At 39.5% G+C, this 2510-nt stretch carries 1 protein-coding gene; it reads left to right on the top strand.

Going from position 1 to position 2510, the window contains the following annotated elements; translation table 11 throughout:
- A partial coding sequence (locus HQN90_RS37890; protein WP_173227977.1) for a type I polyketide synthase occupies positions 1 to 2510 on the top strand: 2510 nt, incomplete at both ends.

The raw sequence follows: 2510 nt of genomic DNA, 5'->3' as shown, positions 1-2510 counted from the left end.
CATAAATAATGAATTTGAACTGGCGTTAGATCCTACGGTGTTTTTTAAATATACTACGATCAAAGAATTTTCAGCGTATACGATCCGAGAGTATAAAGAAATCATGATGAGAACATTTTCAATATCAGAAGAAGCCAAAATAGCTTCAAAACCAAAGGATGAATTCCTTTCCAAACCAATGGAAAAAAATCATCTGTATTTGAATGAAGAAGTAAGTTCAGATGATGAGCCAATTGCAATAGTGGGGATAAGCGGAAAATTCCCAATGGCAGATGATGTGGAAGAATTCTGGGAGAACTTGATGGAGGGTAAGGATTGTATCTCAGAAATACCGATTGAACGTTGGGATTGGAAAGCTTACAATGGAAACCCAAAAAGTGAAAAAAATAAAACCAACATTAAGTGGGGAGGATTTATTAACGGCATTGATGAGTTTGACCCATTGTTTTTTGGAATTTCTCCGAGAGAAGCAGAGTTAATGGATCCACAGCAACGTCTTCTATTGACATATGCATGGAAAGTTATGGAGGATGCCGGATATTCAGCTAAAAACCTTTCGGGAACCAACACTGGGGTATTTATCGGAACTGCACGAAGTGGATATGAAAGTTTCTTAACCCACAAAAATTCGGCAATAGAAGGATTTTCCGCTACCGGCATGACACCCTCGATTGGTCCTAACAGATTAAGTTATTTTCTGAATATTCACGGACCGAGTGAAGCCATTGAAACCGCATGTTCGAGTTCCTTAGTAGCTATTCATCGAGCGGTATCTTCAATAAAGGATAGGAGTTGTGAAATGGCGATCGTTGGGGGCATCAATACAATTATTAGCCCTCAAGTCCATATTAGTTTCAACAAAGCGGGTATGTTAAGTGAAGACGGACGTTGCAAAACATTCTCAGACAAAGCGAACGGATATGTTCGAAGTGAAGCAGTCGGGATGCTCTTTCTTAAAAAATTAAAAGATGCAGAGCGTGATGGTAATCAAATTTATGGGGTTATATTAAGCTCTTCTGTAAATCATGGGGGACGGTCTAATTCTTTATCCGCACCAAACCCGGCAGCCCAAGCTGAACTCTTAAAGAATGTTTATAGGAAAGCAAATGTAAATCCAAGCACTATAACTTATATAGAAACACATGGGACTGGCACTGAGCTGGGAGATCCGATTGAAATAAATTCTTTAAAAGCAGCATTCCAGGATCTTTTTGCGGGATATGAAAGTCAGATCAATGAAAATGCACAATGTGGGTTGGGGTCAGTAAAGACGAATGTTGGCCACTCCGAGTTAGCGGCTGGAGTTGTAGGAGCAATTAAGGTATTACTGCAGCTTAAATACAAGACAATAGTGAAAAGCCTTCATTGTGAAACAATGAATCCCTACATTCAATTACAAGGCACTCATTTTTATATTAATAAAGAAACGAAAAAATGGGACAGATTAATGGATCGTGACGGCAAGGAGATTCCTTGTCGTGCAGGGATAAGCTCTTTTGGGTTCGGCGGAGTAAATGCACATATTGTGATAGAAGAATACATTCCTAAAATTGCCGTTCCTCTCTCAGACGTCCATGCCGCGCAGATACCAAAGGTTATCCTGATGTCTGCCAAAAGTGAGGACCGCTTGTGTGAGCAGGCTAAACATTTATTGAAGTGGATTCAAGAGGGAAGATTTTCAGAAGATGATTTGGCTTCCATTGCCTATACCTTACAGGTTGGAAGAGAAGCTATGGATGAGCGGCTTGGATTTATGGTAAAGAATCTTAAAGAACTAGAAAAACGGCTTATTGATATAATGGAAGGCCGTTTTTATGATATTTACCGTGATGAAGTAAAAAAGAATAAAGCTTTTTCCACTCTTTTTAAAGATGATAGGGATTTAAACAATGTGATTAAACTATGGTTAAATGATCAGAAGTATGATAATTTACTTAACTTATGGGTTAAAGGAGTTGCAATTGATTGGGAACGATTATATCAAAATAAGCATCACCAAATAATAAGTCTTCCCTCTTACCCATTCTATAAGGACCGTTATTGGTTATCAGTTAATGAAGATCAATCCCAAACGATTGTGCACGAAAGTCATCAGCTTTCAACCATCCATCCTCTGCTACATTCGAACAATTCGAATTTTATGGAGCAGCGGTTTACTTCTGCCTTCACGGGTCAGGAGTTTTTTTTATTGGATCATAGGATAAACGGACAAATGGTTTTGCCAGGAGCCGTATATATCGAAATGGTACGTGCAGCAGTCGCGTATTCAGCATGTATAACGGGCAATCAAAGGATTGAACTTAAGAAAATCATATGGAAACACCCCCTTGTAGTAAATGATCAACCGGAAAGAGTAAGCCTATCGCTGTACCCTGAGCAAGAGGGGGGGATTCGCTTTGAAGTGAATCAGGAATCCGATAACCAAACGAATCAAGTGCTGGCTCAAGGCCAAGCGATCCTCATGGAGGATCACCTAAGTCCAGCGATGGACATGGAGGAAATAAAAAAGG

Origin of the sequence: Paenibacillus alba (assembly GCF_013204855.1) — a bacterium.
Classification (GTDB): Bacteria; Bacillota; Bacilli; order Paenibacillales; family NBRC-103111; genus Paenibacillus_E; species Paenibacillus_E alba.
Note: the sequence above shows the minus strand (reverse complement) of the source record. Positions and strands in the feature narration are given on the sequence as shown.